Below are 24574 nucleotides of genomic sequence, written 5' to 3' on the forward strand. Positions count from 1 at the left end.
GATGATCCGCGTGTTTTCCTCCGCAGATGTGTTCTTCATCGTGGCGGCAGTGCGCTGGACGCTGATCCTGTCAGCCATCGCTTTTCTGGGCGGGGCCTTGGGCGGGCTTGGCGTCGCGCTGGCCCGCACCTCGCAGCGCAAAGGCCTGCGGCGTGTCGCGGCGGGCTTCATTCAGGTCTTCCAAGGCACGCCGCTGCTGATGCAGCTGTTTCTGGTCTATTTCGGATTGGCGGTCGTGGGCCTTCCGATCAATCCGCTGCTGGCGGCGGCGGTTGCCCTGACCCTGCATGCCAGCGCCTATCTGGGCGAGATCTGGCGCGGCTCGATCGAGGCCGTCCCCTCGGGCCAGACCGAGGCAGCGACCGCTCTGTCGTTGTCCTATGCCGACCGGATGCGCCACGTCATTCTGCCGCAGGCGATGCGGATCGCGACGGCCCCGACGGTCGGCTTCCTCGTGCAGCTGATCAAGGGGACGTCGCTTGCCTCGATCATCGGGTTTACCGAACTGACGCGGGCGGGGCAGATCGTCAACAACGCGACCTTCAAGCCGTTTCTCGTCTTCGGCACAGTCGCGATCCTGTATTTCCTGCTGTGCTGGCCGCTATCGCTTCTGGCCCGGCGGTTGGAGACCCGAATGCGCCGGGCCATCACGCGCTGACCAAAAACGGAGGAGGACCCTATGAACCTGAATCGTCGCCTTTTCGCCACGCTCGCCGCCAGCGCCCTCGCGGTCGGTCTGGCTGGCCCGACGCTGGCCACCGATCTTGCCGCAATCGAATCCGCGGGCACGGTCAAGATCGGCATGCTGGTCGATTTCCCGCCCTTCGGCATCCTCGACACCGCCGGCAAGCCCGATGGCTATGACGCGGATGTCGCCAAGGCACTGGCCGATTATCTGGGCGTAAAGGCCGAGATCGTTCCGGTGACCGGTCCGAACCGCATTCCCTATCTGCTGTCCGGGCAGGTCGATGTGCTCGTGGCCTCGCTGGGAATCACCGCCGAACGCGCGGAAAAGGTGAATTTCTCGAAGCCCTATGCCGGGATCAGCATCGCCGTTTATGGCGATAAGGGCGCCGCGCTTGCGGACGCGGCGGCTTTGTCGGGGCAAAGCATCGCCGTCACCCGCGCCTCGACGCAGGATACTGGGGTGACCAAGGTTGCGCCGACCGATGCCGATATTCGCCGCTTCGACGATGACGCCAGTGCGGTTCAGGCCCTGATGTCGGGTCAGGTCAAGCTGATCGGCGCCTCGAACGTCGTCATGTCGCAGGTCAATGCCGCCGCAGGGGACCGTTTCGACAAGAAGTTCGACCTGTCGAGCCAGGTTCAGGGGATCGCGGTCGCGCCGGGATCGGATGCGCTGCTGGACAAGATCAATGCCTTCGTCGCGCAGTCCAAGGGCGACGGCAAGCTTGACGCAGTGCATCAGAAATGGCTGGGCGAGCCGCTGCCCGAATTCGTCAAGACCGCCCAGTGACAAGACCGCCCGGCCCAAGCGGCCGGGCCTATCCCTGCGGAGCCGCACCATGTCCGAACACGCCATCATCATGCGCGACGTCAACAAGTTTTACGGCGCGTTCCATGCCCTTGTCGATGTCAGTCTGAACGTCGCGCGCGGCGAGCGCATCGTCATCTGCGGGCCTTCGGGTTCGGGGAAATCGACCCTGATCCGCACGATCAACCAGCTTGAGACCATTCAATCCGGCACTATCATCGTGGACGGGGTCGAGCTGACGGCGGGCGGGGACAATGTCGCCAAGGTCCGTCAGGATGTCGGCATGGTCTTCCAGAGCTTCAACCTGTTCCCGCACATGACGGTTCTGGAAAACTGCGTCCTCGCACCAATGAAGACCCGCAAGACGCCCCGCGCCGAGGCCGAGGCCACCGCTCGCCATTTCCTCGAACGCGTCCGCATCCCCGAGCAGGCAGCAAAATACCCTGCCCAGCTATCAGGCGGTCAACAGCAGCGCGTGGCGATCGCCCGCGCGCTCTGCATGAAGCCCCAGATTATGCTTTTCGACGAGCCGACCTCGGCGCTTGATCCCGAGATGGTCAAGGAAGTCCTCGACACCATGATCGACCTTGCCCGCGAAGGCATGACCATGCTGTGCGTTACCCATGAGATGGACTTTGCCCGCGCGGTCGCCGATCGGGTCATCTTCATGGACAAGGGCGTGATCGTCGAAGAAAACGCCCCGGCCGAGTTTTTCGACAATCCCCGGAACGAGCGGCTGCAGAATTTTCTCGGTCAGATAGCGTAGCAGGCTTCAAGAAGCAGGTCCGTGGGCACTGAGTATGTGGCGAACGGGCAGGAGGCTGCGCGGCGATTTGCTGCAAGTGCAGTAATCCGGATTTCTGGGCAGAGAGTTCATACGTGCAGGTATAATGATACCTCCGTCTAGCATAATCCGATTTATGTTATTCAATTCCAATGGTAGGTACGCGATGAAGTCTCTTGGTGCGGATTTCATTTGCTTCGCCCAGCGGGTTTTCGATCCCCTAGCGCCGAACCGGATAACGGTCGGCCTCCTCGAAAACATCGATGACCCGCGTACCGGCCTTTATGTAAGCGCCGTGTTCAACGCCAGTTGGGATGCAGTAGCTGTCGCCAGCTCTGTAAGTCTTTGTTTCACCGCCGATCGTGAACAAGATTTCACCCTCGACGACCGTTCCCCACTAAGCGCCATGCGAATGAGCCGGAAGCTTCAGATCCTGTAGGAAGGTAAAGAAAACGACAAGCGCGTCGTCAGAGCGGACCACCGCAGTCTGCACAACATCGTCCGGGAACGGGACGTCTATATTCGGCAAACCCGTGATGAAGTCTGGGTATGGCATCGCTCCTCCCTGTCACATGAATGCTGAATTTGATCGGATGGTATGCCGCCATCGTAGCCGCGAAATCTACACATTTCGAGAAATGCTTTGGCCGGATCCGAACTGCTTGATCTTCGTCGGTACGCAGGTGCCCCCCCCTTCGCGGCTGCAGCAATCCTGGTTAAGTCGTCACGGTGGCCAAGTAACTTTGGGCGGTTTGCTGACGTTGCGCTTGCAGCATTGCAGACGCAGTAAAAATTGCGAAGCAGTCGTCCACCGCGCCCACGCAGCAGCTTGGTAGGCATAGCAACTTGTCGTATTGAGGCAAACAAATTTCAGTATCGAATTTTTTAACCGAGTGCGGGACTGCTCGTGTTAAACAGCTGCGCAAATTGCTGCTATACCGTTGCAGTCATTTGCTAAATCCAACCAGTCCGACAGAATTGACGAATTGCGCAACGACCTGACCCGAACCCCATGTGAAACCCCATGACCAGCAACCAAAACATGGAATTTTTCCGCGCCCGACAGGCGGACATCGTCATCGCTCCGGTGTTCGGGAAATCCGAAGTGACGATGGCCCGCCTGTCCTGCCCGAATGCCGGGCACGGGGTCATAGACCCACCCCTTCACGAAGATGCCTTCTTCCTTGCCTTCAACCTACGCGACTACGAGGGTGACCTTTGGGTTGACGGCAGGAAGGTCGACAGCAGCGTTTCAAGGCGCGGGAATTTCACCATCTACGATTATCGCAGGACGTGGCTTGCGGACATGAAGTCGTCCTTCGACGGTCTGGGCTTCCACATTCCACGCGCGGCGCTGATCGCCTTCGAGGAGGACCTCGGTGGGCGTCGCATCGACACTCTGGACGCGCCGCCGGGGCAGGATATTCAGGATGATGTCGTGAGGCATCTGATAGGCGCCTGTCTTCCCTCGCTTGCCAATCCCGCCAGCGCCAGCCGTCTGTTTCAGGATCACATCGCAGCAGTCCTGACCTTCCATCTGTGCACCACCTATGGAAACCGGCACATACCTGGCCCGGTTCGCGGCGGTCTTGCGCCATGGCAGAAGAAACGGGCGATCGAACTGCTGGAAGCGGAGCTGGCGGCCGACGTCCCGCTGTCGACCGTCGCGGCGGCCTGTGGCCTGTCGCAAAGCCATTTCACCCGCGCCTTCAAGCAATCGTTCGGGCATCCGCCCTACAGGTGGGTGATCCTGAAAAGGATCGAGAAGGCCAAGGAGCTGTTGCGCACGACCGAGCTTTCGATCGCCGAAGTCGCGTTCCTGTGCGGTTTCTGCGATCAGGCGCACCTGACCCGCGTGTTCGGCGCAAGGATGAACACCACCCCCGGCCAATGGCGGCGCGCGTCGCGCTGACGGCCCGTCGCGGTTTCAACGTCGGGGTCGCTTTGTCCAAAATCCGAGCCTTGGAGACAAGATCGCGCATTTGCTTGGTCCTATAGTCTGCGGCGTAGGTCGAAGCTTCGGCCACCGCCGCACCGCTCGTCGAGGTAGATGGCCGGTCATGGCTTGAATTTTGGATTTCTTTGGGATCGCAAAAGCAGGAATGAACAAGAATTTCTCCTCACCTGTCGCTAGCGTCGGGCGCGTGACGCGTGTACCGGTCGGGTTGTCCGCCTGCCTAGTGCCGCTAATGGGATGTGCCGGCTGCTTCCCGACCGTTGGGTTATCCTGAAACCGGGATCAACCGTGCAACAAGGACAAGCAGCCATGTGTGCCAAGAGACAAGGAAGCCTTGCAGACCTCACCGTTGTTGGGGTCGATATCGGGAAAGACGTGTTCCATCTGGTCGGCTTCGACCGATCCGGCCACGTTGTTCTCCGGACGAAAATCAAGCGTTTTGCTCTCCGAGAAGCGTTTGACGCGCTTCCGCGCTGCATCGTCGGGATGGAGGCCTGCCTCAGCGCCCACTTTGTCAGCCGCACCCTGCGGGGGATGGGTTTCGAGCCACGGATCATCCCCGCAATCTACGTGAAGCCCTTCAACAAAGGGCAAAAGAACGATTACAACGACGCCGAGGCGATCGCCGAAGCCGCCCTGCTCGCGAACCTGCGGACAGTCGCGCAAAAGAACCAGGATCAACTGGATTTGCAGGCGCTGCATCGCGTGCGCTCTCGCCTGGTGTCGCGCAGGACAGCGACAATCAACCAGATCCGCGCCTTCCTGATCGAGCAGGGGATCACCGTCTGCGCTGGCCTTCGTTCGCTGGACAACTCGTTCGAGACTGTCCTCGAGCAACGTCAGGATGAGATGTCGCCCCGGATGCGCGGAGTGCTGACCGGCCTTCGTGAAGATTGGCGCTGGCTGGACCAGCGGATCGATCGGGTCTCTGACGAGATCAGGGACGTGAGCCGCAGCGAAGAAAGCTGCGCCCGGATCATGTCGATCCCCGGCATCGGGCCGATGATCTCGACGGCGATGGTGGCCGCCATCGGCAAGGGAGAGGCCTTCGACCGCGGCCGCGACTTCGCCGCGTGGGTCGGACTTGTCCCGCAGCAGTTCAGCACCGGTGGCCGAACGATCCTCGGCCGGATCACCAAGCGGGGCGGTCGCTATCTGCGGATGCTGCTGGTCCAAGCGGCACGGGTCATCATGATGCGCCCTCACCTGTGGCCGAACTACAGCTTCGGCAACTGGCTGGCCGGAGTGGTAACGCGCATGCCGGGCAACAAGGCCGCCATCGCGCTGGCCAACAAGCTGGCGCGGATCGCTTGGAGCATTCTTCGCCACGGCACCAGCTTCGACACTGCTCGAGACAAAGACATGGCAATTGAGGCGATCTGACGCTCCACTGCCATCACCGAGTTCGCGAAAGAGAAAACAGCATGGAACGGATCAAATACGCCCCCAGAGTCTGAGAGCCCTTTGGGTCATCATCGACCTTGCCGCTCATGAGACCAAGGGCGTGCGTAACCCCATCTTGGCCACGGCCCGCGAGCCGATCCAACAGGCCGAATACATATGAGCGACTTCCGCAGCCACGCCAAATTCTCAATTGCGAACAGCAGCCGGCACATACAAATGGGCTGAATCGCTGGCCTCACCAGAAACGGATGACTGCCGGAGGAGCCTTGGACGTATCTGCATCGAAACCGGGCTGCGTGGGTTCGTACTTTGGCCTGCCCCTCGCACCCTGCATGTCAAGCGTTCCCGTTGGATCCGCCACCTGCACGGCGACCCGGATCAACAGGTCGCTTCGTGAAGGCGAGACCGCCAACGTGACGCTGCCGCCTCGGGACGCCTATTTCCTCATGATCTATCTGGAAAATGGCCTGCACGCCGATATCGATGCGAATGGCGGCTCCACCGAGCCAAGGCATTACGGCGTCGGCGCGGTCTGTCTGGTGGATCTTCGCGCGGGCGTGGCGATCAGGCTTCACTGTTCGCTGCATTCGCTTGCCGTGGTCATCCCGAAAGCCCTGCTCTCCGAGGTCGAGGCGATCCGCTCCGCAGGAGCGGGCCGCCTGTCTGTTCCGCCGCGACTTGTCTGTCGCCGGGGCGAAGCAGATCCGGTGATCGCAAGCATTGCCAGCGTTCTTCTGTCGCTTTTCGAACGGGCCGATACGTCATCGACGACGATGTTCCGCCACCTTGCCACGGCGATCTGCGCACATCTTCTGCACAATTTCAGCGCACCGCCTGACACCGCGTCAAACGGCGCCGATGCCGGGACGAGTTTGACGGGGCTTTCCGACGATGACCGCTTAACAAGCGACCATGGCTGATATTATCCCCCTTCAATTGGGCATGATGACGGCCAGCCGACATTCCCGCGACGACGGGCTTCCATCCCACGAAGAAACCTGGGGCGACGAGGAGGCATTTCAGGTCCAGACGCAATTGCGCGACCTGCACAGCCACAAGCTTTGGTGCAGCAGCCACCTTGTCTTCGACGGCGGCCAGTCCGCCCGCACGCTGACCATCAACGACCTGCGACCCAGTTGGAGGGGATGCTACCTGTCCTCTTTCGACCGGATTTCGTTCCACATTCCGTTCCCCTGCCTTCAGGACTTTGCAAGACAGGTGGGGCGGCCGGAATTCAACGGCCTGCAATGCTCTGGCGCTGTGCAGGACGAAACCCTGAACGGGCTGGCGCAGGCCCTGTTGCCCGCTTTGGCGAACCCGCAGCAGGCAAGCCGGCTTTTTCTGGAACAGATCGGATTGGCCATCCTTGCGCATCTGACGCAGGCCTATGGCGGATTGTGCTTTTCCACCGGCCGAAAGGGTACTCTTGCGTCGTGGCAGGAGGCGAGGGCGACGGAGTTTCTGGCCTCGCATGTAGTGGGCGATTTCTCGCTGGACGTGCTTGCGCAAACCTGCGCGCTTTCAAGAAGCTATTTCAGCAAGGCGTTCAAGCAAAGCTTCGGCAAGTCCCCCTATCGGTGGCTGCTGGAATACCGGGTTGCGCGGGCCAAGGACATGCTGCGTTCGGATCTGCCTATTTCGCAGGTGGCGCAGGATTGCGGCTTTGCCGATCAAAGCCACTTGACCCGGGTCTTTTCGATGATCCAAGGCGAAACGCCCGGCCAATGGCGCCGCGCGCTTCGCAACCCGGTCGCGCATGGCTCATGCCAGGACGGCCTTACGCCACTGGCCCGGTGACGCCCCGACGGCGGATGCAAAGACGCGCGTGAAGTGGCTCTGATCGGCAAAGCCACAATCAAGGGCGATCTCGCCAAGCGGCCGGGTGGTCGTCCGCAGCAGATGCTGCGCCTTGTGGATCCTGCGCCTAAGCATCCACTGGTAGGGCGGCATCCCGGTCGAAAGCTTGAAGGCGCGGGAGAAATAGGACGGCGACAGCCGCAGGCCTGCGCGACATCGGCAACCTGAAGATCGCCGTCCAGATTCGCCTCGATCAACTCGGTTGCGCGCCGCAGCTGCCAGGGGGACAGGCCACCGGAATGCACGGCACGGGGCTGGCTTCTTTCGCCGTAGGTCACGGCCAGATGCGTGCAAAGCGCCAGCCCGACATGATCCAGAAACAGGCGACTGGCCTGACCCGGAACGGCGAATGACGGAAGCAGCGCGCCGACCAGCCCACGGATGGTCTGATCGTCCACATCCCCGCCCGGCCGGATGTTCAGCGTGTCGATGCGCCTTGTGCCCAGATCTTCCTCCAGCGTCGTCCACGCCGCACGGGGAATGTAGAAGTTCACACAGTCGAAGGCCGATTTCATGTTGGCCTGCCACGACCGATTGTAGTCGTAGAAGGTGAAGTTGCCGACATGGAAGGCCGGGGCGCTGACATTCCTGCCGTCCACCCACAGATCGCCATGATAGTCGCGCAGCTGGTAGGACATCATGAAGGCGTCTTCCGGCGCGTGCTGGTCGACAAATCCGTGGTTCGGGGTGTCCCGCGATAGCCGCGTGAATGTCACGGCGCTCTTGTCCAGAACGGATGCCCGCACCGTCTGCGCGTCCCTTACACGCAGATATTCCATCCGCTCGTTGCTGACCCCAGACCGTCTTACCATTGCCGTCTTCTCTGCCTTGTTCCCCCTGCCTTCTGGGCTGGGGTGGTTTTGGATCGTATTATCCAAAATCAGAGACTTGGCGACAAGATAAGGCGCGCGCGTCGTCCTATGGTCCGCCGCGTGAAACGACAGCGCAGACCAAGGCAAGGCCAATGAACGACCCGATCCTAAGCCGCCGGAGCGTGATGCTTTCCGGGGCGGCCCTGCTGGCCGCTACGGCGCTTTCGCCTGCGGCATTCGCCACGTCGCATCCATCCCAACTGCAAGGAGACATAGCCATGAGTTTCGTGACCACATCGGACGGCGTCGACATCTTTTACAAGGACTGGGGTCCGCGCGACGCCCAGCCGATCATGTTCCATCACGGCTGGCCGCTCTCCTCGGATGATTGGGACGCCCAGATGCTGTTCTTCGTGACCCAGGGATTTCGGGTGATCGCTCATGACCGGCGCGGCCACGGGCGTTCGGCGCAGGTCTCGGACGGGCATGACATGGACCACTACGCCGCCGACGCCTTCGCGGTCGCCGAGGCGCTGGATTTGAAGAACGCGGTTCATATCGGCCATTCGACCGGCGGCGGCGAAGTCGCCCGCTATGTTGCCAAGCACGGCCAGCCCGCGGGCCGCGTCGCCAAGGCTATTCTGGTCGCCGCCGTGCCGCCCTTGATGCTGAAGACCGACGCGAACCCCGAAGGCCTGCCTATGGAGGTCTTCGACGGCTTCCGCAGCGCCCTCGCCGCGAACCGCGCGCAGTTCTTCCGCGAGGTGCCCGCCGGCCCGTTCTACGGCTTCAACCGCGAGGGCGCGCCAGTACATGAAGGCGTCATCCAGAACTGGTGGCGTCAGGGCATGATGGGCGGTGCCAAGGCACATTACGACGGCATCAAGGCGTTCTCGGAAACCGACCAGACCGAGGATCTGCGCGCGATCACCGTTCCGACCCTGATCCTGCATGGCGAGGACGACCAGATCGTGCCGATCCACGACGCGGCCCACAAGGCGATCAAGCTGCTGCCGAATGGCAGCCTGAAGACCTATCCCGGCCTATCGCACGGCATGCTGACGGTGAACGCCGACACGCTCAACGCCGACTTGCTGACCTTCATCCGGGGCTGATGCCCGGGCGCCACGCGGCTGGCTGCCAATTATTGCAGAAATCGGAACAGTAATGTGCAGATTGTTGCCATTCTCGTCGGCTATTCCGCGTGGCATCGTCATTTCGAACCCACTCACCCCCAGAACGAAGGAGCGGACAGATGAACAGCAAACTGGAACTGCTGACCCCGGCGAACAGTCAGCTTATCCTGATCGACCACCAGCCACAGATGGCTTTCGGCGTGCAGTCGATCGACCGGCAAGTGCTGAAGAACAACACCGTCGCATTGGCGAAATCGGCAAGGATCTTCGGCATTCCGACTACGATCACCACGGTCGAGACCGAAAGCTTCTCGGGTCATACCTATCCCGAACTGCTTGACGTGTTCCCCGATGCACCGCTGCTTGAGCGGACCTCGATGAACTCATGGGACGACCGCAAGGTGCGCGACGCTCTGGCCGCGAACGGGCGCAAGAAGATCGTCGTCTCGGGCCTGTGGACCGAGGTCTGCAATCTGTCATTCGCGCTGTCGGCGCTGGCGGAAACGGATTACGAGATCTACATGGTTTCCGACGCCTCGGGCGGCACCAGCAAGGAAGCCCATGACATGGCGATGATGCGCATGGTGCAGGTCGGCGTGATCCCGGTGACCTGGCAGCAGGTGCTGCTGGAATGGCAGCGCGACTGGGCCCGCCGTGACACCTATGACGCGGTGATGGATGTCGTCCGCGAACATTCCGGCGCCTACGGCATGGGCGTCGACTATGCTTACACCATGGTCCACAAGGCCGCCGCACGCGGCAGCCATACCGGCCAGACGCTGGCCCCGGTCAAGGCCTGAAGTAAACGGCGCCGCGTCCTCGGACGCGGCCGAACCGCCCCCGGGAGAGTCCCATGAAGTTATACCTCGTCTCGCTTGGCTGCGGCCTTCTGGTCGGCCTGATCTACAGCCTGCTGCATGTCCGTTCGCCTGCGCCGCCGGTCGTTGCGCTGGTCGGACTTCTGGGCATCCTGATCGGCGAACAGGCGGTGCCCGTCTGGCACTGGTTGACCGCCGACCGTTCCGCCGAACACAGTCTGAACCATGTGTTTGGCGAACTGCCAAGTGCCCATCAGCAAAGGAAATCGTGATGCAGCCCGACCTGATCCTGCACAACGCGCGCATCACCACGCTGGATCGTGCCGCCCCACAGGCGCAGGCCGTGGCGATCGCGGATGGCGTCTTTGTCGCGGCGGGGCGCGACGCCGACATCCTGGCCTTGGCCGGACAGGGCACGCGGATCATCGACATGGGCGGGCGCCCGGTCCTGCCGGGGCTGATCGACAATCACACCCATGTCGTGCGGGGCGGGCTGAACTACAACCTTGAGCTTCGCTGGGACGGCGTCCGCAGTCTGTCGGACGCGATGTCGATGCTGAGACGGCAGGTCCAGATCACGCCGCCGCCGCAATGGGTGCGCGTCGTCGGCGGCTTTACCGACCAGCAGTTCGACGAAAAGCGCCTGCCGACGCTGGACGAGATCAATGCCGCGGCGCCCGACACGCCGGTCTTCATCCTGCACCTTTACGATCGTGCCCTGCTGAACGCGGCCGCGCTGCGCGCCGTGGGTTACGACCGCGACACCCCGAACCCGCCGGGCGGAGAGATCCAGCGCGACGCGCGCGGCAATCCGACCGGCCTGCTGCTGGCCAGGCCCAATGCGGCCATCCTTTACGCGACGCTGGCGCGCGGACCCAAGCTGCCCTTCGATTACCAACTGAACTCGACCCGCCACTTCATGCGCGAACTGAACCGCCTTGGCGTCACCGGCGTGATCGACGCGGGCGGGGGGATGCAGAACTATCCCGAAGATTACGAGATCATCCAGAAGCTGGCCGATGACCAGCAGCTGACCGTCCGCTTGGCCTACAACCTCTTCACCCAGAAGCCCAAGGAGGAGAAGGCGGACTTCCTGAAATGGACCCGGTCGGTGACCTACCGGCAGGGCGACGACTATTTCCGCCATAACGGCGCGGGCGAGATGCTGGTCTTTTCGGCCGCCGATTTCGAGGATTTCCGCGAACCCCGCCCGGACCTGTCCCCCGGCATGGAGGATGACCTGGAAGAGGTCGTCCGCATCCTTGCCGAGAACCGCTGGCCCTGGCGCATGCACGCCACCTATGACGAGACGATCAGCCGCGCGCTTGACGTGTTCGAAAAGGTGAACCTCGACATTCCGCTGGACGGCATCAACTGGTTCTTCGACCATGCCGAGACGATCTCGGAGCGCTCGCTGGACCGCGTCGCGGCCTTGGGCGGCGGGGTCGCGGTGCAGCACCGTATGGCCTATCAGGGCGAATATTTCGTCGAGCGCTACGGCGCGCGCGCGGCCGAGGCGACGCCACCCGTCGCGCGGATGCTGGAAAAGGGGGTGCGGACCTCGGCCGGGACCGATGCGACGCGGGTCGCCTCCTACAATCCCTGGGTGGGCCTGTCCTGGCTGATCAGCGGCAGGACAGTGGGCGGATTGCGCATCACGCCCGAACGCAACCGGCTGGACCGCGACACCGCGCTGCGGATGTGGACGGAAAAGGTCGCATGGTTCTCGAACGACGAGGGTCGCCGGGGCCGGATTGCTCCGGGCTATCTGGCCGACCTGATCGTGCCGGACCGCGATTTCTTCTCCTGCCCCGAAGACGCCATTCCCGACATCACCAGCGACCTGACCATGGTCGGCGGAAAGGTGGTCTATGCCAAGGGCGACTTCGCCAGTCATGACGCGCCGATCCCGCCCGCGATGCCGGACTGGTCGCCCGTGCGCAATTTCGGCGGCTACGCGGCCTGGGGCGCGCAGGATCAGGCAATCGCGCAGACGGCCGCCGTCCGCTGCGGTTGTGCCTCGGCCTGCGGCGTCCACGGACACGACCACGCTGGCGCCTGGGGTGCAAGACTGCCGGTCTCGGACCTGAAGGGGTTCTGGGGCGCGCTGGGTTGCGCCTGCTGGGCGGTATGAGAATGATGATCCGATACAGCCCGAGGAGGGCCGAACCATGACTGCCATGCCCCAGACGACAGCCCCGCCCGCGACCGGAGGCGCGTGGAGCCCCTTCCGGCAAAGCGCCTTTACAGTGCTATGGGTGGCCACGGTGGTGTCCAACATCGGGACATGGATGAACGACGTGGGCGCCGGGTGGCTTATGACCAGCCTTGCGCCGTCGCCGCAGATCGTCGCGATGGTTCAGGCGGCGACCACGCTGCCGGTCTTCCTGTTCGCGATCATCGCGGGCGCCGTGGCCGACATCGTCGATCGCCGCAAGCTGCTGCTGGTCGTGAACGTCGCGCTGGCGATCGTGGCATTCGTGGTGGCCGCAGTCGTGCAGGCCGGGGCGATGACGCCCGTGCTTTTGCTGATCTTCACCTTTCTTCTGGGCAGCGGCGCGGCCTTCATCGCGCCCGCCTGGCAGGCGATCGTGCCAAAGCTGGTTCCGCGGCAGGACCTGACGGCGGCTGTCGCGCTGAACTCGATGGGCATCAACATCAGCCGGGCTATCGGACCGGCGGTGGCCGGGATGCTGATCGCGGCCTTTGGCCTTGTCTGGCCGTTCGCGCTGAATGCGGTCTCGACCCTGATCGTCATCGCCGCGCTGATCTGGTGGAAGCCGCAGGCCGAACCCGCCCGCAAGCTGCCGGCCGAGCATGTGGTGGGCGCGATGATTGCGGGCGTCCGCTATGCGGTCTTCACCCGCCCGTTGCGGCTGGTTCTTGTGCGCGCGGCGGGGTTCTTTCTTTTCGCCAGCGCCTTCTGGGCGATGCTGCCGCTGGTGGCGCGCGATGTGTTGGGCGGAGGGGCAGGTCTTTACGGCGCGCTTTTGGCTTCCGTCGGGATCGGCGCGGTTGGCGGGGCGCTGGTCCTGCCGGGGCTTCGCAAAAGGCTTGGCCCCGACCGGACGGTGATGCTGGGCACGGCGGGCACCACGGTCGTGCTGGTCGTGCTGGCGTTGGTGCCGGGGCAGGCGCTTGCGCTGCTGGCCGGGCTTATTGCCGGGGCGTCGTGGATCGCGGTGCTTTCTAGCCTTAACGTCGCCGCGCAATCGGCACTGCCGGACTGGGTCCGGGCGCGGGGACTGGCGATCTATCTGACGGTGTTTTCCGGCGCGATGTCGCTGGGCAGCCTTGGCTGGGGCACCATCGCCACGCAGACTTCGGTCCCGGTGGCTTTGCTGGTAGCAGCCACGGGCATTCTTGTCGCCGTGCCGCTGACGCTTTGGGCGCGGCTGGGCGGGACCGCCCAGGATCACAGCCCGGCGCATCACTGGCCCGAACCCGAAGCCGCGCCAGAAGATCAGCCGGCCACCATCTGGATCACCTACGATGTCCCGGCCGAACATTACGCGGCCTTCATCGCGCTGATGCAGGACCAGCGCCGCAGCCGCCGCGCGCATGGCGCCTTTGGCTGGGTGCTGCGGCAGGACGCGTCCCGCCCGACCCGGCTGATCGAAAGCTGGCACGAGGCATCGTGGCTTGCGCATCTTCGCCACCACGACCGAGTCACCCATTCGGAAAAGGCGCTGCAGGACCGCATTCGTGCCCTACTGAGCACCGCCCCTGAGATCCACCACTCCACCGCCCCAAGGAAGGTCTGAACCATGAGCTGGAACCCCACCCAGAATCCGGAATGCCCACTTGACCGGCTGGACAGCATCGAGACGCTGATCATCCCACGCGCCCGCGATCTGGGCGGGTTCGAGGTGCGCCGCGCGCTGCCCGCGCCGAAACGCCAGATGGTCGGCCCCTTCATCTTCTTCGACCAGATGGGCCCGGCCGAGTTCCTGACCGGCGGCGGCATCGATGTGCGCCCGCATCCCCATATCGGGCTTGCCACCGTCACCTATCTTTACAAGGGAGAGTTCCACCATCGCGACAGCACCGGGGCCGACCAGATGGTCTATCCGGGCGAGGTGAACTGGATGATCGCGGGCAACGGCGTCACCCATTCCGAACGCACCTCCGAGGAGATGCGGACAAGGCCCGGCTCGCTTTTCGGCATCCAGACATGGGTCGCCCTGCCCGAACATGCCGAGGACGGCGACGCCAGCTTTGAACATCACGCGCGCGAGGCGCTGCCCCTGATCGACGAGGGCGGCAAGCAGGTCCGCGTCGTCCTTGGCTCGGCCTATGGCGCGACAGCGCCGGTCAAGACCTTCACCGAAACCTTCTATGCCGATGCGGTCTTGGCGGCGGGCGCCAAGCTTCCGCTGCCGGACAATCACGAGGATCGCGGCGTCTATGTCTCCGAAGGCTCGGTGATCGTCGCGGGGGACGAGTTCGAAGCGGGTCGGATGATGGTCTTTCGCCCCGGCGACCGCATCACCCTGAAGGCGGGGGGGCGGGGCGCAAGGTTGATGGTTCTGGGCGGAGAGACCCTGAACGGGCCGCGCTATATCTCGTGGAACTTCGTGGCCTCGTCGCAAGAGCGCATCGATGCCGCCAAGGAAGCCTGGCGTCAGGGCGACTGGGCGCATGGCCGCTTCCAGCTTCCGCCCGGCGACGATGCCGAGTTCATTCCGCTTCCCTGACCGGGAGCCGGGTGTCACATCCCCCCGGGATGCCTTAGCGCCGCTCATCCGGGCAGATAATGATGTCAAAGCAATGTCGCGGCGCGGCGGCGTCGAAGTACCAATCCTCGGCCCGGTGCCATTGCCGATCCCAATCGCCGGGCGGGCCTTCGCGGCCAAGCAGCTGACGCGCGTCGGGAACCTCGACCAGCACGGTCCGGTCCAGAGGATCGCGAAGCTCGAGGCGAGCGCTGTAGACCCCTGTCAATCGGCCCTTTAAATGCGTGTCTGGGTCAAGCCTGTTTTCAGTCCTTGCCGGGGTCATGGTCCTTTCCGAGGTCATGGCCTCATAATGATGTTCGGGCCGGGCGCCTCAACGTGCGCAGCGCGGTTCTTCAGACCGCAGCCGATTGAACGAGGTCACCACAACCACCGTCCCGGCGGGACATCACAGGTCTGTCGTCAGGCCGGCGATCTCGAGGTCGTGTTGAGGGTCAGGTTGGCTCTTTTCCCCATTCGAACGAGGTGCCATCGACCCAGATGCAGTGCAAGATGACAGCGAGCTTACGCGCCACCGCAACCTGCGCCTTCTTCATTCCATTTAGCTTGGCTATCGGGCGCGTTCATGACGCGGTTGGTGGCGACGATGTCGGCATGCGTCGGGTTTGCGCCCAGGGCCGCAAATGTCTCCATCATGCGGTCACGCTTTGCGGGTGCTTCGCCCGGACGTGCGGCCGCCAGAGCCTGGCGCATTTCCGCGGCATTCCAGTCGCAGCAATAAGCTGGTGTTGAGGGCTGTTGGCGCCACGACTGGCCCAGATCCCCCGCGTCGACTGTATCGAACCCCACCTCGTTGACAAGGTTGCACGCCACGGACTTTGCCTTCGCATCGCCCCCAGCCACCGCCACGGCGAGGCGATCGCTTGCCCCTTCAGGACGGTCCAATTCCGCGAGTGAATAGGCAAGGATGTTGTTGAAAGCCTTGATGACGGGACGGCCAATCTGCTGGGAGACCCAGAGGCTTTCGACCATGCCCTCGTCGATCTCGGGAATATTGGGGTCGCGCATTCCGGGATAGTAGTTCCCGGTGTCGATCACCGGCACCTCTGCAGGCAGGCCGGCAAAGAGATCGGTGGGCAGGTTGGCAATGGCGGGAAACGGGATCGAAAGGATTACCGCGTCAACACCCTTGACCGCACCCGTGATGTCGACGGGTTCTGCGCCTATCTCGTTCGCCACCGCACGAACGCCCTCAATGCCGCGCGAGTTGGCAATGCGGACTTCATGACCGGCGCTTCGCAGCTTGCGCGCAAGCGTCCCGCCGATGTTTCCAGTGCCAATGATGCCTACTTTCATGGTTGTTCCTCTCCGGTTGATGATGTCTGCTAGGTCAGCCGCTGATGCGCGGATCAAGCCCGTACTGCGTTGGCGCACCAAGATGGTCGCGCAGGGTGATGCCCTCGTAGTCATGGTGGAAGAGCCCGCGCTCTTGCAGGACCGGAATCACCCCGTCGACGAAAGCGTCGATCCCGTCCTCGTAGATGTCGGGCGATATCCAGAAGCCGTCTGCGGCGCCGGCCTTAAACCATTCCTGCATGTGATCCGCCGCCTCAATAGCCGGTCCCGCGATCACGGGATGATAGTCGATGACACCATGGGCCAGCACGTCGCGCAGGCTCCATCCTTCGCGCGCAATCTTGAGGGCTTGAGCTGACCGCGGATCGCGCGGCGATGGATGGGCCGCGTTCAGTTGCTTGTCCGAAAGCGGCGCATCGAGCCGATCCGGATCAAGCCGGATGCCTAGCATCCGCTGCAGGTAAGCCACCCGCTGCGGAAAAAGCCGCTCGGTCATTGCGATCCGGCGGTCCAGAGCCGAACGCCGGTCCCGCGCAATCGTCGTCATCAGGCCGGGGAAATACTTGATCTCATCAGGGTCACGACCCGCGCGTTCGGCGGCTTCACGGAACGCTGCGCGTTGGGCGCGGGCATCCTCAATGGTGAAACTTGCGCCAATTGCGGCGCTGGCATAGGGGCCTGCCAGATCATGAGCGTTGGGACTGCCCCCGGCATGGACGATGACCGGCTGTCCCTGCTCGGAGGGCGGGATATAGAGCGGTCCGCGCGAGGCAACGTACTTTCCGCCCATGTTGATCGGGGCGATCTGATCCGCTTTGGCGAACTGACCGGTGTTATGATTGTGCAACCAGGCCTCCCGGCCCCAGCTGCCCCACAAGGCTTGCACCAGCTGGATCATTTCATGGGCCCGACCGTAACGATGAGCGCTGGGTGGAATGCGCTGCCCGTAATTTGCGGCGACATCCTCGCCACTGGACGTAACGGCGTTCCAGCCCGCACGACCATGGCTCATCACGTCGAGCGCCTTGAACTGGCGGGCAAGGTTGTAGGGCTCGTTGAACGTTGTGGAGCCGGTCGCGATCAGGCCGATGCGGCTGGTTTCCCGCGCCACGGCCGCCAGCGTGAGCATGACATCAAGATTGAAGTTCGGAGCTTCCTCTTCGATATCGACCATCTGGCTAGGGCCATCGGGCAGGAATAGAAACTGAAGCTTACCACGCTCCGCCGCCTGCGCCTGGCGGACCTTTGCATCGAAGCTGGCATAGCTGCGCGGATCTGTCCCCGGCATTCGCCAGGCTCCGGGCTGCGAGCCGTAGCCGTTTCCCAGATGCATGCCGATGATCATCTGTCGTTTACTCATGACCGTCCTCAGGAGGCTCTGCCGCCTCTTACAATTTTGTTGCCAGGACGCTATTTGAGGGCAGAAGACAAATTGACAAGAACCTACTAAAAAGTGGGTAACTCACCTGAAGGTAAGTATTATGAAGCGGGATTGGCGATGCGAGGATCCCAGGCAGCAGCTTGTCTGGGCAGCGGCCTCAAGTGAAACGCTGCGCGTTCTGGAAGGAAAATGGAAAATCGTCATTATTCTCCAGCTTTTTGCGGCAAAGGCACCCCTGCGGTTTTCCGAACTGGAGCGAAGGGTCGAAGGTGTGAACCAGAAGATGCTGATCCAACAGCTAAAGGACCTGGAAAAGGACGGAATTGTCACCCGGACGCTTTACCCGGAAGTCCCGCCTAGGGTGGAGTATGCCCTTAGCGACATGGGCAAGGCCCTTGGCCCAGCGATCGAAGCACTGGTTGATTGGGCTTTTCTGCGGAAGGAAATAAGGGCCGAGGTAAGCTGATTCCATCCGGTGCTTGAGTTGGCGATTGTGTCAGTACGCTAAGAGCCTTGGGAGACTTTCGAAAGCGCCGTGCTTGCGGCTCCCCGACAGGGAGCCGCAAGCCGCAGATACTATTCCGCGAGCTCACGCATGACCTTGATCAGGTCGGATTTTCCTTCGAAGCCGATACCCGGAATGTCTGGCATGACGATATGCCCATCCTCGACTTTTACCCCATCCGGGAAGCCGCCGTAGGGCTGGAACAGATCAGGATAGCTCTCGTTCCCACCAAGGCCGAGGCCGGCTGCTATATTCAGCGACATCTGATGGCCGCCATGCGGAATGCAGCGCGACGGCGACCAGCCCAGTTGGTCCAGAACGTCGAGCGTGCGCAGATATTCGACAAGACCATATGACAGCGCGCAGTCGAATTGCAGCCAGTCCCGGTCAGGGCGCATGCCCCCATGACGGATCAGGTTGCGAGCGTCCTGATGTGAGAACAGGTTCTCGCCCGTGGCCATCGGGCCGGGATAGAACTCAGCCATCGCCGCTTGCAACTGGTAGTCCAGCGGGTCGCCGATCTCCTCATACCAGAACAGTGGATACTCCCGCAGCATTTTGGCATAGGCAATGGCAGTTTCCAGGTTGAAGCGGCCGTTGGCATCCACGGCAAGCTGCGCCTCGCTGCCGATCTCCGCCAGCACGGCTTCGATGCGGCGCTGGTCCTCGTCGATCGACGCCCCGCCGATTTTCATCTTCACAACATTGTAGCCGCGGTCGAGATAGCCGCGCATTTCCTTGCGCAATGCACTGTCATCCTTGCCGGGGTAGTAGTATCCGCCGGCCGCATATACGAAGACACGGGGATTTGCCTCGCGCCCCTTCATCTCGGCCAGGTGCCTGAACAACGGCCTGCCCGCGATCTTGGCGACCGCATCCCACACGGCCATGTCGATGGTACCGACTGCGACCGAACGCTCGCCGTGTCCGCCCGGCTTTTCATTCGTCATCATCGCGGCCCAGATCTTGTGCGGATCAAGGTTGTCGCCGGCGTTGTTGACAAGGCTTGCGGGGTCGGCTTCTAGAATGCGGTCGCGGAACCGTTCGCGGATCAACCCGCCCTGACCATAGCGGCCGTTCGAGTTGAAGCCGTATCCGACCACGCGGCGGCCGTCGCGGACAACATCGGTCACGACCGCCACGAGGCTGGCCGTCATCTTGCTGAAGTCGATATAGGCGTTGCGGATTGGCGAAGAGATCGGCTTGGTTACTTCGCACACGTCGATAATACGCATAAGCGTGCCTCCTTGGTTTTTTGCTGGTAGATTGTCAGTGAGAGGGTTCTGCCACATCGGAAACGGTGATCTCCCGAGGGCGCAGACCCTTCTGTTCGGCGATGACCTGGCGCACTCGCTCCATGTCGAGTTCGCCTTCCCATTTCGCCACGGCGATCGTGGCTATGCCATTGCCGATCAGGTTCACCACGGCACGGGCCTCGTTCATGAAGCGATCGACGCCAAGCAGAAGGACCAGGCCGGCGACCGGAACCGTGTCAAAGGTGGACAGGGTAGCTGCGAGGGTCACGAAGCCGGCACCGGCAACCCCGGCGGAGCCTTTAGACGTCAGAAGCAGGACGCCGAGGATGCCTAATTGGCCCCAGAGGCTCAGATCGGTGTTCGTCGCTTGGGCGATGAAGATCGCGGCCATCGTCAGGTAGATGCAGGTGCCATCGGCATTGAAGGTGTAGCCCGTGGGCAGCACCAGCCCAACGACGGGCTTGGCAACACCAAGCCGCTCCAGTTTTGCCATCATCCTTGGAAGCACGGCTTCGGTCGAACAGGTGGCCAGCGTGATGAAGAGTTCGTCCTTGAAGTAGCGAAGGAACTGCAGCAAGGGGAAGCTGCTCCAGCGCGCTATGCTGCCTAGCACGACGACGACAAACAGGGCGGACGTCAGATAGACCCCGAGCATCAGGTAGCCGAGCGACCAGATGGAGCCGATCCCGTGCTTTCCGATCGTATAGGCGACACCCGCACCCGCACCCAGGGGCGCAAGTTTCATGACCATGCCGACGATCCGGAAGAGCGCCTGCAGGGCACTGTCGAGCACATCGGTAAAGGGCTTTGCGGTTTCGCCCATTTGGACAAGCGCAATTCCGAACAACACGGCGATGAGGATGACCTGAAGCATTGCGCCTTCGGCGAAGGCCCCGACGATCGTGGCGGGAATGATGTTCAGGAAGAAGTCGACAACGCCGCCATGTTCCGCAGCGGTCGCCTGGTACGTGGCAATGGATGATGCGTCGATAGTTGAGGCATCGATGTTCATGCCTGCGCCCGGCTGCATCAGATTGACGACGATCAGACCGATGACCAGCGCGATGGTGGACACCACTTCGAAATAGATCAGCGCCACGGTGCCGATGCGGCCGACCTCGTGGATGTTGCCCATCTTTGCGATTCCAAGCACGACTGTGGCAAAGATGATTGGGGCCAGCAGCATCTTGATGAGTTTGATGAAGCCGGCAGCGATGGGCTGCAGGGCGGATCCGACGTCCGGCCACAGGAACCCAATAAGCCCGCCGATCAAGATGCCGATCAGCACTTGGACATAGAGCTGGCTGAGCAGTCTCTTCATTGTTGCCTCCCTGGATTTTCCCTGACGGCCGTCTGGCCATCTTCTCCAAGGGGGATTTACCCGAAGCCCAACCGCCGAAACCAATGCCGATCAACCCATGATCAATGCAAATTATGCATAGTTTAGACGTCGGCTTCCTTTTGACCGCTGGCGATTTCCCAGAAGAGTTCGGCTTGACGACTCAACCGAGAGGCTGGCCGGAATAGTCGGACTTCGACGGGCACCTCGTAGTCAGCATCGCCCGCCCTCACCAGCGAGCCCGACGCGACATCGGTCGCCGCGAGTGAAAGTGGGACCCAGGCGACGCCTTGTCCCTCCTTCGCAACCTCGCGAAGTGTCGCTGCCAGATGTGAGTGAAATATTGCCTTCAGGTGAGGCCGTCGATCGTGCTCTTGCCAGTCCGCCTCGAGGATTCTGCCGATCCCGGATTGCGGCGCATATGCGAGATATGGGGTGGGTTGAGAGGCAGGGTCTCGTGTGACCCTCCAAAGCGGCGAACCGTCTTCGGCGGGCTTTGAGAGAGGGATCAGGCAGTCCCGGCCAATACGGGTCGACAGGACATGGCGGGACGAGAGGCGCGTGGTAGCTGTGGGATGTGCATGACATACCAGAAACGATGTCCCCCCGCGCAACAGCAGCGCTTCGCATTCAGCGTAGCTGTCTGAGATCAGGCTGACAGAGCCGAAGCTTGCGTGATCTAACTTTTGAATCATCCAGTGCGGAACGAATGTGAATGACAGCGCGTGTGTCGACGCGATGATAAGAGACTTCGCGGATTTGCCCGCGATCTCCAGCGCCTCCTCCTTCGCCTGCCTGAGATCGCGGAGCATTGCCCCGGCTCGGGGCAGCAAGGCGCGACCTGCCGCGGTCAGCGTCACGGACCTGCTCGTCCGCTGAAACAAGGGCGTCCCGATCCAGCTCTCCAGCGCCATGATCCGGCGACTGAACGCAGGCTGGGTCATATTCCGCCTGCTCGCCGCGGCTGAAAAGTTCAACTCGCTGCAGAGTACAACGAAATCTTCGAGTATTCCCGTGTCCATACTGATGTCCGCGTTACCCCATCCTAGGTCCGACCAATGCTATATCTGTTGATTTCCACCGAGACGTGACCCGGTTTTTCCACCGAGAACTAACCCACCTTGAGATTATGCGAAGCGGGTCACGGTTGGGTCAAGACATGGCTGGTTTCCTTCTTTTTGCGGGCGGCGGCTTCGTTGCTCGCCTTGAAGCGGAAGCTGTCGTTGCCGGTTTCCAGGAGCGAGCCATTGAAGGCTCCATTGGTCCGAGCCCAATGGCGAGCGCAGCGATGGGTGAGCCGATCGAGCAGCGCTGTCGTCATCTTGGCGTCGCCGAATACCGTGGCCCATTCGCTGAAGCTGAGATTTGTGGTGATGATGACGCTGGTGCGCTCGTAGAGCTTGCTCAGCAGGTGGAAGAGCAACGCGCCGCCTGAGGCGCTGAACGGCAAGTAGCCCAGCTCGACCTCGGAACGTCTTGCGGTCAATCGGCAGGATCGAAGCCACGCAAGATATCCGCGGTCCAACCATCTGCGGGAAGGAAGGTTTCGATCATGATATCAGCGAGGGTGACGTTTACTGCGGTTCCGAAGAGCGTGGTCGCGCTGAGGAAGGACAATCGACCGCGAGGGTGGTCCAGGATCAGCGGCATCAATTGAGAAGGCCCGTTTCTACGATTTGCATCTGGACCAGCTGAATGATCGCCAAAGAAGAGCGATCGAGCGGATGTTCCGCGAAGGTCCGTCCGGGTTCCAAGGAGGTATCAGCGCCGAAAAATACCTCTCGATCACCGGGACCTCTCGTGCCACGGCCACGCGCGACCTTCATGATCTGGTCGAGCGAGGCGCATTGCTTCGCGCGGGACAACGTCAACATACACGCTATTGGCTGAGCCCCCCGGACATGCCCAAACCGGCATAAGAGTCGGTCAGCACCGACCCTCCTCCGAGATCACCGCATTCAGGATCTCGGCCACGATGTCGAGAAATCTTTCCGGATCGTCGAGGGCATTGCTGGCCAAAAGCAGTGGCATGGCGCGAACAGTTATCATTTCACCGTCCTCGCCACGCCGAGGCGGCGCCTGAACATAGATGGCGAGCTGGGCCTTGCCGGATTTCGTCCGATAGGCCGGCTTGACGAAAAAGCCGGTTGGATACCTCCGATCGCTCACGGCTCCTGCCCCAACGCCGCCTTGGCTCTGAGCCCCAGTCGATCAAGCCGATCGAGAAACTGACGATGCCGTTCTGAAACCTGACGGGCACGGTCGAACTCGATCTTGCGGGTGACATCCATGCAGGCGAAATATTCCGAGCTTGCCGCAAAATAGCTCTCGAAGTCTTCAGCGATCAGACCGGCATATTGGGCCAGAGACGTATCATCCTCGGGAACAAACGGTTCTTCGGGAGGCAGGCAAGTGCCGGTGATGTGGACCCCCTGTCCGAACACCGGAGTCGCCCAGAGCGTTGATGCGAGCGCGCATGCCAGGGAAAACGCCCGTCTCATGCGGCGGCCCGCTTCCGCCGCAACAAGCCTTTCAACGCGACTGATAGATTGAACTCGCCCAGCCGGTCCCGCGCGGCAAAGCAGCGCAGCATGGCACCAGGTGCCCGGACCGGTGCGGTTGGATGGTCCCGGTTCGCCTCGATCAACAAAACGGCAAGGGACGCACGAAGCGATCCCAGTTGGTCCAGCGCTTCCTCCCAAGCCGATTCCGTGATGCCGAGATCTCGTAGAAGCATGATTGCCGTGCTGCGCAAGGCGCGTTCGGTGATCTCGCCCGTCGAAGAAATCGCCTCAAGGCAGAAGCGAAAATCAGATCCCGCCACCTCGTGGACAAATTCGGGCTTAAGCCAATTCAGATCATCTTCGTCTTTGCCTTCTTCAGCAATCTTGCTTGTCGAGGGCCTGTGCATGATCATCGGTGGCCTCGTCGTTTGACGTGTATCTATTCTTACAAGATTCTTTGGAGTTGTATTTCCTATTGCCGGAAGTCCGGCTTCCGCCATGGCGGAAGTTTCTGCGCAACACGCAAGGCAGGCGCGGGCCTCCGCAGCCACCGCGTCAATCTCAGCAAGATGGCGCGCCATCTCTTCAGAGCCGCAGAACCCGGCATAGCGACGCGGCCAAGAGGTGAGGCGGCGCAAGAGGTCAGGCAGCGCGGCGTGCTGCGGATCCCGCTCCAGCAACTGCTCGATCGCCTGCTTGGCGTCGCGCTTGGCCGCTGAGCATTCAAGTCGAAGCACCGAAATGCGATGCGCCTCCTCGCGATGCTCGGCATCCATGGCCAGAAGCAGCCCGAGGTTTTCCAGAAGTGGCCTAAAATTGATCCCGAGCCGTCTGCCATGGGAGAGTTGCCGGCCAGACCGCCGACCATTCGCCGCAGTATCAATCCGAATGATCCCAAGCGCTTCCAACCCCTTTTCATGCAAGCGCAATGTCCGGTCGCTGATGCCAAGATCGCGCGCCAGATCCTGCTGTGCGCGGAAACAGACCGGATCGCAGCCAGGATCGCACCAATCTGCCGGCGCGGTCTGGCGCATCATGCGCAAGAGCACCGCGCGGCGGGCAGCGCCAAGACCGAGATGCCGGGCCAGACGTTCGACAAGTTCGATGACATGGCTGAGTGTCATGCCTTCGGGCAGCACCGGGTGCGTCACTCGGGCGATCGGGGTCAACATATTCTGCTCCTCATCTTCGAGGCACAGGGCCACAGGCAAGTCGGATCCGTTCGCAAAAGCTGCGGCTTTGGGCTTGAATCCGTGGGAAAAGCAGGCGATTATGCCGTTGTGTGATGACGGCG

At 62.0% G+C, this 24574-nt stretch carries 26 protein-coding genes and 2 pseudogenes; 15 read left to right on the forward strand and 13 right to left on the reverse strand.

The features are described from left to right. Position 1 precedes the first annotated feature (1 nt). From RGQ15_RS21910 to RGQ15_RS21945, 8 genes are all read left to right on the forward strand, one after another. Positions 2-658, forward strand: coding sequence for an amino acid ABC transporter permease (locus RGQ15_RS21910; protein WP_311163031.1), 657 nt, complete (start codon positions 2-4; stop codon positions 656-658). Positions 659-679: 21 nt separating this feature from the next. Continuing rightward, positions 680-1477, forward strand: coding sequence for a transporter substrate-binding domain-containing protein (locus tag RGQ15_RS21915; protein ID WP_311163032.1), 798 nt, complete (start codon positions 680-682; stop codon positions 1475-1477). A gap of 49 nt (positions 1478-1526) precedes the next feature. Beyond that, complete coding sequence (locus tag RGQ15_RS21920; protein WP_311163033.1) at positions 1527-2261, forward strand: amino acid ABC transporter ATP-binding protein; 735 nt, start codon at positions 1527-1529, stop codon at positions 2259-2261. A gap of 184 nt (positions 2262-2445) precedes the next feature. Continuing rightward, entirely contained in the window at positions 2446-2718 is a 273-nt protein-coding gene (locus RGQ15_RS22465) for a hypothetical protein (RefSeq protein ID WP_311163034.1), read from the forward strand. Between the two features lie 585 nt (positions 2719-3303). Beyond that, the gene (locus RGQ15_RS21930; protein ID WP_311163035.1) at positions 3304-4191 is read left to right on the forward strand and encodes an AraC family transcriptional regulator; all 888 of its coding nucleotides are present in this window, start codon (positions 3304-3306) and stop codon (positions 4189-4191) included. Positions 4192-4545: 354 nt separating this feature from the next. After that, positions 4546-5619, forward strand: a complete 1074-nt coding sequence (locus RGQ15_RS21935; protein ID WP_311163106.1) for an IS110 family RNA-guided transposase — start codon at positions 4546-4548, stop codon at positions 5617-5619. A gap of 287 nt (positions 5620-5906) precedes the next feature. Continuing rightward, the gene (locus RGQ15_RS21940) at positions 5907-6560 is read left to right on the forward strand and encodes a hypothetical protein (RefSeq protein WP_311163036.1); all 654 of its coding nucleotides are present in this window, start codon (positions 5907-5909) and stop codon (positions 6558-6560) included. Next, on the forward strand, positions 6553-7437 hold the full coding sequence (locus tag RGQ15_RS21945; protein WP_311163037.1) for a helix-turn-helix domain-containing protein: 885 nt from the start codon (positions 6553-6555) through the stop codon (positions 7435-7437). Before RGQ15_RS21940 ends, RGQ15_RS21945 begins: the two co-directional genes overlap by 8 nt. Here RGQ15_RS21945 and RGQ15_RS22435 read toward each other — a convergent pair. Further along, positions 7402-7590 carry a helix-turn-helix transcriptional regulator gene (locus RGQ15_RS22435; protein WP_409201372.1) on the reverse strand — a complete coding sequence of 63 codons (189 nt, stop codon included), beginning with the start codon at positions 7588-7590 and terminating at the stop codon, positions 7402-7404. The two genes, RGQ15_RS21945 and RGQ15_RS22435, sit on opposite strands and share 36 nt — an antisense overlap. An 871-nt stretch (positions 7591-8461) precedes the next feature. Between RGQ15_RS22435 and RGQ15_RS21950 the strand changes: the two genes are divergently transcribed. From RGQ15_RS21950 to RGQ15_RS21975, 6 genes are all read left to right on the forward strand, one after another. Then, entirely contained in the window at positions 8462-9424 is a 963-nt protein-coding gene (locus RGQ15_RS21950; RefSeq protein ID WP_311163038.1) for an alpha/beta hydrolase, read from the forward strand. A 140-nt stretch (positions 9425-9564) separates the two neighbouring features. Beyond that, entirely contained in the window at positions 9565-10245 is a 681-nt protein-coding gene (locus tag RGQ15_RS21955; RefSeq protein WP_311163039.1) for a hydrolase, read from the forward strand. 53 nt (positions 10246-10298) lie between these two features. Beyond that, a complete protein-coding gene (locus RGQ15_RS21960) occupies positions 10299-10535 on the forward strand; it encodes a DUF1427 family protein (protein WP_155042365.1) in 237 nt (78 codons plus the stop codon). Further along, on the forward strand, positions 10535-12397 hold the full coding sequence (locus tag RGQ15_RS21965) for an amidohydrolase (protein ID WP_311163040.1): 1863 nt from the start codon (positions 10535-10537) through the stop codon (positions 12395-12397). Before RGQ15_RS21960 ends, RGQ15_RS21965 begins: the two co-directional genes overlap by 1 nt. 37 nt (positions 12398-12434) lie before the next feature. Beyond that, positions 12435-14027 (forward strand): MFS transporter, encoded by a 1593-nt coding sequence (locus RGQ15_RS21970; RefSeq protein ID WP_311163041.1) that lies wholly within the window; start codon positions 12435-12437, stop codon positions 14025-14027. A gap of 3 nt (positions 14028-14030) precedes the next feature. Beyond that, the gene (locus tag RGQ15_RS21975) at positions 14031-14960 is read left to right on the forward strand and encodes a pirin family protein (protein ID WP_311163042.1); all 930 of its coding nucleotides are present in this window, start codon (positions 14031-14033) and stop codon (positions 14958-14960) included. 34 nt (positions 14961-14994) lie between these two features. Here the strand turns inward: RGQ15_RS21975 and RGQ15_RS21980 are convergent, their stop codons facing one another. From RGQ15_RS21980 to RGQ15_RS21995, 4 genes and pseudogenes are all read right to left on the reverse strand, one after another. Continuing rightward, positions 14995-15264, reverse strand: a complete 270-nt coding sequence (locus RGQ15_RS21980; protein WP_311163043.1) for a hypothetical protein — start codon at positions 15262-15264, stop codon at positions 14995-14997. 169 nt (positions 15265-15433) lie between these two features. Continuing rightward, positions 15434-15553 (reverse strand): annotated as a pseudogene (locus RGQ15_RS21985) (IS110 family transposase); the annotation flags it as partial. Then, positions 15504-16409, reverse strand: a complete 906-nt coding sequence (locus RGQ15_RS21990) for an NADPH-dependent F420 reductase (protein ID WP_311163044.1) — start codon at positions 16407-16409, stop codon at positions 15504-15506. The gene RGQ15_RS21990 and the pseudogene RGQ15_RS21985, both read right to left, overlap by 50 nt. Beyond that, entirely contained in the window at positions 16330-17655 is a 1326-nt protein-coding gene (locus RGQ15_RS21995) for an NtaA/DmoA family FMN-dependent monooxygenase (RefSeq protein ID WP_311163045.1), read from the reverse strand. Before RGQ15_RS21995 ends, RGQ15_RS21990 begins: the two co-directional genes overlap by 80 nt. A gap of 121 nt (positions 17656-17776) precedes the next feature. Between RGQ15_RS21995 and RGQ15_RS22000 the strand changes: the two genes are divergently transcribed. After that, the gene (locus tag RGQ15_RS22000; RefSeq protein WP_311163046.1) at positions 17777-18142 is read left to right on the forward strand and encodes a winged helix-turn-helix transcriptional regulator; all 366 of its coding nucleotides are present in this window, start codon (positions 17777-17779) and stop codon (positions 18140-18142) included. A gap of 110 nt (positions 18143-18252) precedes the next feature. On the opposite strand, the gene RGQ15_RS22005 is transcribed toward RGQ15_RS22000, so the two are convergent. From RGQ15_RS22005 to repC, 8 genes and pseudogenes are all read right to left on the reverse strand, one after another. Continuing rightward, positions 18253-19416, reverse strand: a complete 1164-nt coding sequence (locus RGQ15_RS22005; protein ID WP_311163047.1) for a mandelate racemase/muconate lactonizing enzyme family protein — start codon at positions 19414-19416, stop codon at positions 18253-18255. 34 nt (positions 19417-19450) lie between these two features. Continuing rightward, complete coding sequence (gene dctA / locus RGQ15_RS22010; RefSeq protein ID WP_311163048.1) at positions 19451-20758, reverse strand: C4-dicarboxylate transporter DctA; 1308 nt, start codon at positions 20756-20758, stop codon at positions 19451-19453. A gap of 122 nt (positions 20759-20880) precedes the next feature. Then, entirely contained in the window at positions 20881-21798 is a 918-nt protein-coding gene (locus RGQ15_RS22015; RefSeq protein WP_311163049.1) for a LysR family transcriptional regulator, read from the reverse strand. A gap of 119 nt (positions 21799-21917) precedes the next feature. Then, positions 21918-22238: pseudogene (locus RGQ15_RS22020) on the reverse strand (ATP-binding protein); the annotation flags it as partial. Positions 22239-22258: 20 nt separating this feature from the next. After that, positions 22259-22426 (reverse strand): hypothetical protein, encoded by a 168-nt coding sequence (locus tag RGQ15_RS22025; RefSeq protein ID WP_311163050.1) that lies wholly within the window; start codon positions 22424-22426, stop codon positions 22259-22261. Positions 22427-22702: 276 nt separating this feature from the next. After that, positions 22703-22945 (reverse strand): hypothetical protein, encoded by a 243-nt coding sequence (locus tag RGQ15_RS22030; protein WP_311163051.1) that lies wholly within the window; start codon positions 22943-22945, stop codon positions 22703-22705. Further along, on the reverse strand, positions 22942-23220 hold the full coding sequence (locus RGQ15_RS22035; RefSeq protein ID WP_311163052.1) for a hypothetical protein: 279 nt from the start codon (positions 23218-23220) through the stop codon (positions 22942-22944). Before RGQ15_RS22035 ends, RGQ15_RS22030 begins: the two co-directional genes overlap by 4 nt. Positions 23221-23273: 53 nt before the next feature. Further along, positions 23274-24452, reverse strand: coding sequence for a replication initiation protein RepC (repC, locus tag RGQ15_RS22040; RefSeq protein WP_311163053.1), 1179 nt, complete (start codon positions 24450-24452; stop codon positions 23274-23276). Positions 24453-24574: the final 122 nt, after the last annotated feature.

The sequence above is a fragment of the Paracoccus sp. MBLB3053 genome (assembly GCF_031822435.1).
Classification (GTDB): domain Bacteria; phylum Pseudomonadota; class Alphaproteobacteria; order Rhodobacterales; family Rhodobacteraceae; genus Paracoccus; species Paracoccus aurantius.

What these genes read in the sequence shown, in the direction of transcription:
- RGQ15_RS21915 (WP_311163032.1), top strand. Translation starts at nt 680, where the DNA reads ATGAACCTGAATCGTCGCCTTTTCGCCACGCTCGCCGCCAGCGCCCTC.
- RGQ15_RS21930 (WP_311163035.1), top strand. Translation starts at nt 3,304, where the DNA reads ATGACCAGCAACCAAAACATGGAATTTTTCCGCGCCCGACAGGCGGAC.
- RGQ15_RS21920 (WP_311163033.1), top strand. Translation starts at nt 1,527, where the DNA reads ATGTCCGAACACGCCATCATCATGCGCGACGTCAACAAGTTTTACGGC.
- RGQ15_RS21965 (WP_311163040.1), top strand. Translation starts at nt 10,535, where the DNA reads ATGCAGCCCGACCTGATCCTGCACAACGCGCGCATCACCACGCTGGAT.
- RGQ15_RS21995 (WP_311163045.1), bottom strand. Translation starts at nt 17,655, where the DNA reads ATGAGTAAACGACAGATGATCATCGGCATGCATCTGGGAAACGGCTAC.
- RGQ15_RS21970 (WP_311163041.1), top strand. Translation starts at nt 12,435, where the DNA reads ATGACTGCCATGCCCCAGACGACAGCCCCGCCCGCGACCGGAGGCGCG.
- RGQ15_RS21910 (WP_311163031.1), top strand. Translation starts at nt 2, where the DNA reads ATGATCCGCGTGTTTTCCTCCGCAGATGTGTTCTTCATCGTGGCGGCA.
- RGQ15_RS22005 (WP_311163047.1), bottom strand. Translation starts at nt 19,416, where the DNA reads ATGCGTATTATCGACGTGTGCGAAGTAACCAAGCCGATCTCTTCGCCA.
- RGQ15_RS22025 (WP_311163050.1), bottom strand. Translation starts at nt 22,426, where the DNA reads ATGCCGCTGATCCTGGACCACCCTCGCGGTCGATTGTCCTTCCTCAGC.
- RGQ15_RS21975 (WP_311163042.1), top strand. Translation starts at nt 14,031, where the DNA reads ATGAGCTGGAACCCCACCCAGAATCCGGAATGCCCACTTGACCGGCTG.
- RGQ15_RS21950 (WP_311163038.1), top strand. Translation starts at nt 8,462, where the DNA reads ATGAACGACCCGATCCTAAGCCGCCGGAGCGTGATGCTTTCCGGGGCG.
- RGQ15_RS22465 (WP_311163034.1), top strand. Translation starts at nt 2,446, where the DNA reads ATGAAGTCTCTTGGTGCGGATTTCATTTGCTTCGCCCAGCGGGTTTTC.
- RGQ15_RS21960 (WP_155042365.1), top strand. Translation starts at nt 10,299, where the DNA reads ATGAAGTTATACCTCGTCTCGCTTGGCTGCGGCCTTCTGGTCGGCCTG.
- RGQ15_RS21990 (WP_311163044.1), bottom strand. Translation starts at nt 16,409, where the DNA reads ATGACTACGAGGGCATCACCCTGCGCGACCATCTTGGTGCGCCAACGC.
- RGQ15_RS22000 (WP_311163046.1), top strand. Translation starts at nt 17,777, where the DNA reads ATGAAGCGGGATTGGCGATGCGAGGATCCCAGGCAGCAGCTTGTCTGG.
- RGQ15_RS21945 (WP_311163037.1), top strand. Translation starts at nt 6,553, where the DNA reads ATGGCTGATATTATCCCCCTTCAATTGGGCATGATGACGGCCAGCCGA.
- RGQ15_RS21935 (WP_311163106.1), top strand. Translation starts at nt 4,546, where the DNA reads ATGTGTGCCAAGAGACAAGGAAGCCTTGCAGACCTCACCGTTGTTGGG.
- RGQ15_RS22015 (WP_311163049.1), bottom strand. Translation starts at nt 21,798, where the DNA reads ATGGACACGGGAATACTCGAAGATTTCGTTGTACTCTGCAGCGAGTTG.
- RGQ15_RS21980 (WP_311163043.1), bottom strand. Translation starts at nt 15,264, where the DNA reads ATGACCCCGGCAAGGACTGAAAACAGGCTTGACCCAGACACGCATTTA.
- RGQ15_RS21955 (WP_311163039.1), top strand. Translation starts at nt 9,565, where the DNA reads ATGAACAGCAAACTGGAACTGCTGACCCCGGCGAACAGTCAGCTTATC.
- repC (WP_311163053.1), bottom strand. Translation starts at nt 24,452, where the DNA reads ATGTTGACCCCGATCGCCCGAGTGACGCACCCGGTGCTGCCCGAAGGC.
- RGQ15_RS22435 (WP_409201372.1), bottom strand. Translation starts at nt 7,590, where the DNA reads ATGCCGCCCTACCAGTGGATGCTTAGGCGCAGGATCCACAAGGCGCAG.
- dctA (WP_311163048.1), bottom strand. Translation starts at nt 20,758, where the DNA reads ATGAAGAGACTGCTCAGCCAGCTCTATGTCCAAGTGCTGATCGGCATC.